The organism is Woeseia sp. D3-10 (genome assembly GCF_055809415.1).
Genome location: NZ_JBVVTW010000001.1, coordinates 1 through 8,211, shown reverse-complemented (window position 1 = coordinate 8,211; position 8,211 = coordinate 1). Strand labels below are relative to the sequence as shown.

Annotated in this window: 4 protein-coding genes and 5 pseudogenes; 7 read left to right on the top strand and 2 right to left on the bottom strand. The window is 44.1% G+C overall.

Features of this window, described 5'->3' with window-relative positions:
• Both AC0L8N_RS00045 and cysK read left to right on the top strand, forming a co-directional pair.
• Nucleotides 1-269, top strand: a pseudogene (locus AC0L8N_RS00045) (hypothetical protein); the annotation flags it as partial.
• Nucleotides 270-570: 301 nt separating this feature from the next.
• Nucleotides 571-1,523 (top strand): annotated as a pseudogene (gene cysK, locus AC0L8N_RS00040) (cysteine synthase A).
• Here cysK and AC0L8N_RS00035 read toward each other — a convergent pair.
• On the bottom strand, nucleotides 1,506-2,006 hold the full coding sequence (locus AC0L8N_RS00035) for a UDP binding domain-containing protein (RefSeq protein WP_473665588.1): 501 nt from the start codon (nucleotides 2,004-2,006) through the stop codon (nucleotides 1,506-1,508). The pseudogene cysK and the gene AC0L8N_RS00035 overlap by 18 nt on opposite strands.
• Nucleotides 1,987-2,871, bottom strand: a complete 885-nt coding sequence (locus AC0L8N_RS00030; protein WP_473665587.1) for a UDP-glucose dehydrogenase family protein — start codon at nucleotides 2,869-2,871, stop codon at nucleotides 1,987-1,989. Before AC0L8N_RS00030 ends, AC0L8N_RS00035 begins: the two co-directional genes overlap by 20 nt.
• Before the next feature lie 382 nt (nucleotides 2,872-3,253).
• Here AC0L8N_RS00030 and AC0L8N_RS00025 point away from each other — a divergent pair.
• From AC0L8N_RS00025 to AC0L8N_RS00005, 5 genes and pseudogenes are all read left to right on the top strand, one after another.
• Nucleotides 3,254-4,751 (top strand): annotated as a pseudogene (locus AC0L8N_RS00025) (CoA-acylating methylmalonate-semialdehyde dehydrogenase).
• A gap of 19 nt (nucleotides 4,752-4,770) precedes the next feature.
• Nucleotides 4,771-5,929 (top strand): annotated as a pseudogene (locus AC0L8N_RS00020) (acyl-CoA dehydrogenase family protein).
• Nucleotides 5,929-6,999, top strand: a complete 1,071-nt coding sequence (locus AC0L8N_RS00015) for an enoyl-CoA hydratase/isomerase family protein (RefSeq protein WP_473665586.1) — start codon at nucleotides 5,929-5,931, stop codon at nucleotides 6,997-6,999. Before AC0L8N_RS00020 ends, AC0L8N_RS00015 begins: the two are co-directional and overlap by 1 nt.
• Entirely contained in the window at nucleotides 6,965-7,930 is a 966-nt protein-coding gene (mmsB, locus tag AC0L8N_RS00010) for a 3-hydroxyisobutyrate dehydrogenase (protein ID WP_473665585.1), read from the top strand. Before AC0L8N_RS00015 ends, mmsB begins: the two co-directional genes overlap by 35 nt.
• Nucleotides 7,931-7,950: 20 nt before the next feature.
• Nucleotides 7,951-8,211, top strand: a pseudogene (locus tag AC0L8N_RS00005) (NAD(P)H-dependent oxidoreductase); the annotation flags it as partial.

Sequence of the window (8,211 nt, the reverse complement as noted above, 5' to 3'; positions counted from 1 at the left end):
TGTATGGGTTCGGTTCATATGCTAAGTTTCAGCGTTTGCCATGTATGAATACGTCACCTCAGGAAAAAATGATTATCAATCCTACCGGTATCACAGCTGCTGTCGGTTGTTCAGCCTATGCGGGTATTCCGTTAACGCACCGTGATCATGCGCGTAATGTCTTATTTATTACCGCGCACTGTAAAAATTCCATAGATACATTAGATTGGCGATCTTTTAGCGCGAGAAAAACAGACCATTGCGGTCTATATGGGTTTATTGAAATCTGATGTGTTATCCTCTTAATCTTATGAGGTACGGTAAAAGTCCACAAACGCCATTAGCCATTGTTGAAAATGGGACACGCGCGGACCAGAGGGTTATTCGAGGTGAACTGGGTGATCTTTCGCATTTGATCGCAGAGCATAAGATCAAATCTCCGGCTATGATTTTCATTGGAGAAGTTGCTGCTTTGTCAGAGCGATTGAAATGGTTTAAACCGGATCAGCACATCACAGGTGAGCAAACGTATTATTTAAAATCTGCCTCCTGATAGGGCAGATAAGAAAACTAACCGATTAGGACAGATTTATGATTCATAATTCAATTTTCGAAGCCATTTGGTAATACCCCTGTTGTCAGAGTTAATCGTTTGGCTCCTGAGCATGTGGAAATGTATTCAGAGGATTCGAAGCGTTAAAGATCCACTTGGCATCATCTAAAGGAGACAGGCTAAGGCGCATGCCATTATTCAAGATGCTGAAGCCTCAGGTGCGTTAAAGCCTGGTCAAACAGTCATTGAAGCAACATCGGGAAATACTGGTATTGCATTAGCCATGGCGTGTGCTGCCAAAGGCTATCCTTTTGTTGCAGTCATGACTGAAACATTTTCCATAGAAAGGCGCAAACTGATGCGAGCACTGGGTGCAAAAGTATTATTAACCCCAGCAGCAGAGCGCGGCAGTGGTATGGTGCGGGTAGCAGAAGAATTGGCTGAAAAAAACGGATGGTTTCTGGCCCGTCAGTTCGAAAATCTGGCTAATCCTGCTTACCACAGAAATACAACAGGGCCAGAAATATTGCGGGATTTTGCGGATAAAAAACTGGATTATTTTGTCAGTGGTTATGGAACCGGTGGCACCATCACAGGTGTAGGTGAAATGTTGAAACTGGCACGACCTGATATACAGGTGATTGCGACTGAACCAGTTGAAGCGGCTTTACTCAGCGGCAAAGAATGGAGCCCGCATAAACTTCAGGGCTGGACACCGGACTTTATTGCCGATGTGATGAGTAGGGACGTATATGATGCCATTATTCCTGTTGATGAACATCAAGCCAAAGCCGGCGCATTAGGTTTGGCAAGTCAGGAGGGTATATTGTGTGGTATCTCTGCCGGTGCCACTTTTGCAGCGGCTCTTGAAGTGGCTAAAAAAGCGTCAGAAGGATCGGTGATATTGTGTATGTTGCCAGATACTGGTGAGCGTTATTTGAGTACGTATTTGTTCGAAGACATCAACGAAGGGTCAGATGAAGTCGTCTGAATAGCTACTCCTCCTGATGAATAACTGTTTATGATAGACCGATCCCGTAATAACTGAAACCAGCATTTTTTGCTTTTTCAGGTTCCAGATATTACGCCCATCGAAAATCACATGTGAGCGCATCTTTTCCTTCAGAGTTGCGAAGTCAATCGACCAGAATTGTTTCCATTCAGTAACCAAAGCAAGGCCATCGCTGTCAGCGGTGGCCGCATCAGCCGTTGAGCAAAACGTTATGTTCTCTCTTTTACCAAGTTTGGCTTTTACAGCCGGCATACCTTTAGGGCAGAAAGCTTTGATATGGGCCCCCGCTTGCAACAGTTGTTCAATCAAAACCAGACTGGGTGCTTCGCGAACATCATCAGTATTGGGTTTGAAGCTCAAGCCCCAAATGGTTATGGTTTTGCCTTGCAGATCCGAATAATGTGTTGATATTTTTTTGAACAAAACACTTTTTTGGCGTTGATTAACCGTTTCCACTGCCACCCAGAATATCCATGTTGCATTGATTTTCCTGGCCGATATGAATCAGTGCGCGAACGTCTTTCGGAAAACAGGAACCCCCATAACCGACACCTGGGTAAATAAAATGATGTCCGATGCGCGGATCTGCTCCCATAGCCAATCGAACCTGTGTGATATTGGCGCCAACTTGATCAGATACGTTGGCTATTTCATTCATTAAACTAATTTTAGTCGCCAGAATGCAATTGGATGCATATTTGGTTAATTCACTGGAAACCATATCCATCACATGCATTTTGTCACGGCTGCGATTGAATGGGGCATACAGTTCTTTCAGAGTTTCTGCGGCTTTTTCTGTTTCACAACCAATGACTATGCGATCCGGATACATAAAGTCCTGAATTGCAGCACCTTCTTTTAAAAACTCAGGATTGGATGCGATATCAAAATCAATGTCAGCTTGCCTGGCATTCAGAGCCTGTTGAATGGTCTGTTTGACCTGATTTCCAGTACCAACCGGTACTGTCGATTTTGTTACGATGAGCGCATAATTGCTGATGTTTTCTCCAATGATTTTGGCAACAGTCAAGACGTGACTCAGATCGGCAGAACCATCTTCGTTGGGTGGCGTGCCGACAGCTATAATGATGATTTCAGCATTAAGGATGGATTGTTCAAAATTATGGTTGAATTGAAGACGCTGTGCTTTTTGATTTTTTTTCAACAGTTTTTTCAAACCGGGTTCATAGATGGGTACTTGACCATCTTGCAACAGACCTATCTTTTCCTTATCTATGTCAAAACATACGACGGTATTACCCACTTCTGATAAACAGATACCAGTGACCAGACCAACATAGCCTGTACCAATAACAGCAACTCTCATAGATTTTGTCCAATATCAACTTTAGGTAGAATTTAATGACATTTGTGACAAATGTTCAAATGAAGATTATGTTAACGCAGGCAATAGATGAATTTTTAAGGCTGACAATTGTTTTGTGAAAAAAGCAGATGTTGGTTTTTCCTTCAATATTCGAGCACGAAATAACGGCTGAAATCAACCAAGTAAGTCTTTTACAAAGACTGCAAATATTGTATTCAGACTGCATTCTAATCCGTTCATACTATGCACAGTTAATCCATCCCGATTCTGGTTCTATCCTGGATGTAATCAATGGCTTTTTAATGCTATAATCCCCGGGTTTTGTGGCCCCTAAGATAGGCTTCAATTAATCCCATTTTAATTTGTAATTAACAGGTACGACATGACACAACAGATTCCAATGTTCATTGATGGTCAAGCGGTAATCAGCACTTCGTCTGATTGGCTTGATGTGACCAATCCTGCGACTCAAGAAGTCATCAATCAGGTTCCTTTCGCCACCGCTGCAGAGAGTAGATCAGGCTGTGGCTTCTGCCAAGAAAGCTTTTGAAACTTGGAAAGACGTTCCGGTCACACAGCGGGCGCGTATGATGTTGCGTTATCAGCATTTGTTGAAAAAGCACCACGATGAAATAGCTGAGATTCTTGCAGAAGAAACCGGCAAGAATTTTGAAGATGCCAAAGGTGATGTATGGCGTGGTATTGAGGTTGCGGAGCATGCGGCTAACATCCCCACTTTGATGATGGGTGAAACAGTTGAGAATGTAGCCAATAAAGTAGACACTTACAGCCTGATTCAACCATTGGGTGTGTGTACCGGTATTACCCAGTTTAATTTCCCGGCGATGATTCCTTTGTGGATGTTTCCTATGGCGGTAGTGTGTGGTAACACATTCGTATTGAAACCTTCTGAGCAAGATCCCAATACACCCATGCGCCTGGCAGAATTATTTTATGAAGCAGGTTTTCCCAAAGATACGTTGCAAGTTGTACACGGTGGCAAAGATCAGGTGGATCAACTGTTGAATCATCCGGATATTGAGGCGATTTCATTTGTTGGTTCAGTGCCAGTAGGTGAGCACATTTACCGCACAGGTACGCAGAATCTGAAGCGCGTACAGGCTTTTGCCGGTGCTAAAAATCACATGGTGGTGATGCCAGATGCCAATAAACAGCAGGTCGTAAACAACATTGCTGGCTCAGCCTGTGGTGCGGCGGGACAACGCTGTATGGCTATTTCGGTCGCTGTGCTGGTTGGCGAAAGTCGCGAATGGTTGGATGAGATCAAAGGCAAGATGACAGAAATGAAGCCAGGATACTGGAAGAACAAGGAATCATTTTACGGGCCACAAATCAGCCCTCAAGCAAAACAGAACGTTGAGAACATGATTAAGCAAGGTGTCGAGGAAGGTGCTACATTATTACTGGATGGCCGTGGTCATACGGTAGAAGGTTATCCCAACGGTAATTGGGTTGGGCCAACATTGTTCTCCGATGTAACCGTAGATATGGACATTTACAAAAAAGAAATTTTTGGTCCTGTTTTATGTGTAATGACAGCTGATACTTTGGAAGAGGCTATTGAGTTAATTAATAACAACCCGTACGGTAACGGTACTTCAATCTTCACATCATCGGGTGCAGCCGCACGTAAATTCCAACACGAGATTAAAGTCGGTCAGGTGGGTATCAACATTCCTATTCCTGTGCCTTTACCATTTTTCTCTTTTACAGGTTGGAGAAAATCTTTCTATGGTGATCAACATGCCTACGGCAAGCAGGCGGTTCGGTTTTATACGGAAACCAAAACGGTCACATCACGTTGGTTTGAGTCAGATATTCCCGATGACACAGGACCCAATGCCACCATTAACCTTTAAATAGACGAGAATATTATCGATGGACTTTAATCTGAACGAAGATCAGCAGGCATTCGTACAAGCTGCCAAAGAGTTTGGCGAAAAAGAAATGGCTCCGTATGCCGCTGAATGGGATTTAAAAGCACATTTTCCCGTAGATGTGATCAAGAAAACTGGTGAACTGGGTTTTCTTGGATTGTATGCTCCAGAAGCTTATGGTGGATTGGGATTGAGTCGCCTGGATGCTTCTTTGATATTCGAAGAGATGTCAAAATACTGTACTTCGACGACGGCTTATCTAACCATTCATAATATGTGTGCCTGGATGTTGACCAGTTTTGCTGAGGCAGAGCTGGCTGAGGAATGGGGCACACGCCTGACATCTGGAGAGATGTTGGCTTCCTATTGCTTGACAGAACCTGGTCATGGTTCGGATGCGGCTAACCTAAAAACCACAGCAGAAAAAGATGGCGATGATTATATTATCAACGGCAGTAAAACTTTTATCTCAGGTGCAGGCTCTACAGATGTATTGATATTGATGGCACGCACTGGTCAGGAAGGCCCCAAAGGTATTTCCTGCATTATGGTGCCAGCAGACTTGGACGGCATCAGTTATGGCAAAAAAGAAGAAAAAATGGGTTGGAACTCACAACCAACGCGGTTCGTGGCGTACTGAAAATGTCAGAGTGCCGCAAAAATATCTGATTGGTCAGGAAGGTCAGGGTTTTACCTTTGCAATGAAAGGGCTGGATGGGGGCGTCGATATTGCTCCGTGTTCATTAGGTACTGCCCAGGCTGCAGTCAATGCTGCTCAGCAATATATGCATGAACGCAAACAATTTGGACAATCTCTGGCTTCATTCCAATCACTGCAGTTTAAGCTGGCAGATATGGTCACTGAACTCATCGCTGCGAGGCAGATGGTGCGTTTGGCTGCATTTAAGCTGGATACCAAAGACCAAAACGCCATGGCTTATTGTGCGATGGCAAAACGTTTTGCCACAGATTTGTGTTTTAATATTTGTGATGAAGCGCTGCAGTTGCATGGTGGTTATGGCTATATTAAAGAATATCCGCTGGAACGTTTTGTACGCGATTGTCGGGTACACCGTATCTTGGAAGGCACCAATGAGATTATGCGTTTGATTGTGTCCAGAAAAGTATTGGTAGAAGGCGCAACCGAGGTGATCGTCTGATGACCATTCAAACACATTATCATGAAGGTGATCATGGCACGGTAGCCAGAATCGTTTTGGATAAGCCCAAGGCATTGAATGCACTGTCCACTGAAATGATAGTTGCTGTACAGGCTGTGTTGGATGAATGGAAGCATAATGATCGCATCAAAGCTGTGTGGATTGAAGGTGCCGGTGATAAAGCTTTTTGTGCCGGCGGTGATGTGGTTATGCTGTATCATTCCATGCAAGAGACGGCTGCGGGTGATATACCGGAAAAAGCAGCTGAATTTTTTACTCTGGAATATCGTCTGGATTACACCATTCATACCTACGATAAACCCATCATTATTTGGGCCGATGGTATTGTAATGGGTGGTGGTTTGGGTATCGCTGTTGGTGGTTCACACCGCATTGTCACTGAAAAATCTATGGTGGCCATGCCAGAAGTGACCATCGGCTTATATCCGGATGTCGGGGCATCCTGCGTTTTCCAACGCATGCCAGGGAGAACTGCCGAATTTTTGGGCATGACGGGTGCACGTATGAACGCAGCCGATGCATTGTTCACAAAACTGGCTGATCATTATCTTGAATCTGAAAATAAGGCTGATTTGCTACAGGCTTTGACAGCGTTGCCATTCACTGACCCTCATCTGGAGATTTCTGAGACCATTACTTCTTTGGGTGAATCGCAAGTACCGGTAGAAAGTCAGCTCAGGCGACATTTTGATGTGATTAATGACTTGATGAAGGGTCAGCAACTAGCTGATATTGTTGATTCTTTTAAGTCTCTGGAAACCAATGAAAAATGGTTGGGTTTTGCTCAAAAAGCCATTTTAAGCGGCTGTCCAATGACTTTAGTTCTGGTTCAGCAACAAATCCAACGTGCCAAACACATGAGTTTGAAAGAAGTTTTTCAAATGGAACTTATGGTTTCCACACGTTGTGCTATGCATGATGATTTGGCCGAAGGTATTCGCGCACTGTTGATTGATAAAGATGGACAGCCACAATGGTCAGCTCAGAATGTGACTGATATCAGCGCAGCGCAGGTTGAAGAATTTTTTACGCCGCCATGGCAGGGTTGAAAGCGCCACTAACAAACCTTTAGAGGACAACATTATGGGAATTAAAGTAACATTTATTGGGTTGGGCAACATGGGCGGCCCAATGGCACACAATTTGATTAAAAACGGTTATGAACTGACTGTTTATGATCTGAACAAACAGGCAGTGGAAGAAGCTGTAGCTGTTGGCGCACAGGCCGCTGATAATGCCGTTGAGGCTGTGAAAGAAGCCAACGTTGTGATTTCTATGTTACCGAATGGTGCGATTGTTAAATCCTTGTTCTTGGGTAAAAACGGCCTGATTCCACATTTGAGAAAAGATGTGTTGGTGATCGACTCTTCAACCATTGCAGCCGCCGATGCTCGTGATGTGGCTCAAGCTTGTCGCCAACAGGACATTGCCATGATTGACGCGCCGGTTTCTGGTGGAACTGCAGCGGCTATTGCTGGAACGTTAACTTTTATTTGTGGTGGTTCGGCGGCTGACTTTGAACAAGCTAAGCCAATATTATCAGCTATGGGTAAAAACATTTTCCATGCCGGAGAAAATGGAGCCGGCCAGGTTGCTAAGATTTGTAATAATATGTTGTTGGCAGTACACATGATTGGTACAGCCGAAGCGTTGAATATGGGGACATCCCAAGGCTTGGACCCAACTGTGCTCTCTGAGATTATGAAAGCCAGCTCTGGTAATAACTGGTCTTTGCAGCTTTATAATCCATATCCAGATGTGATGGAGAGCGTACCATCTTCGAATGGGTATCAAGGCGGATTCATGGTGAATTTGATGAGCAAAGATTTGGGCTTGTCGCAAGAATTAGCCAGCCAATCGAAAAGTTCAACGCCTATGGGGTCACTGGCGACGCAACTGTATCAAATTCACCAGAACAGCGGATACGGTGAATTGGATTTTTCAAGCATATTGAAGTTAATGCAAAAATCGGATGACTGACTTTCCAGCGCTTAAGGAATCTGTTTTTTGCAGATATTGATTTACAATCATTGCTAAAGCCTCAGACACCTGAACATAAGCCACGCATTTTATTGTTGTACGGTTCATTGAGAAAAAGATCTTTCAGTCGTCTGGTGATTGAGGAATCTGAGCGTTTGTTACAGCGATTGGGTGCAGAGACTTCGGGTATTTAATCCCAGTGGCTTACCCCTACCTGATGATGCGCCGGAAGATCATCCTAAAGTGCAGGAATTACGTTCACTGGCTACCTGGTCAGAAGG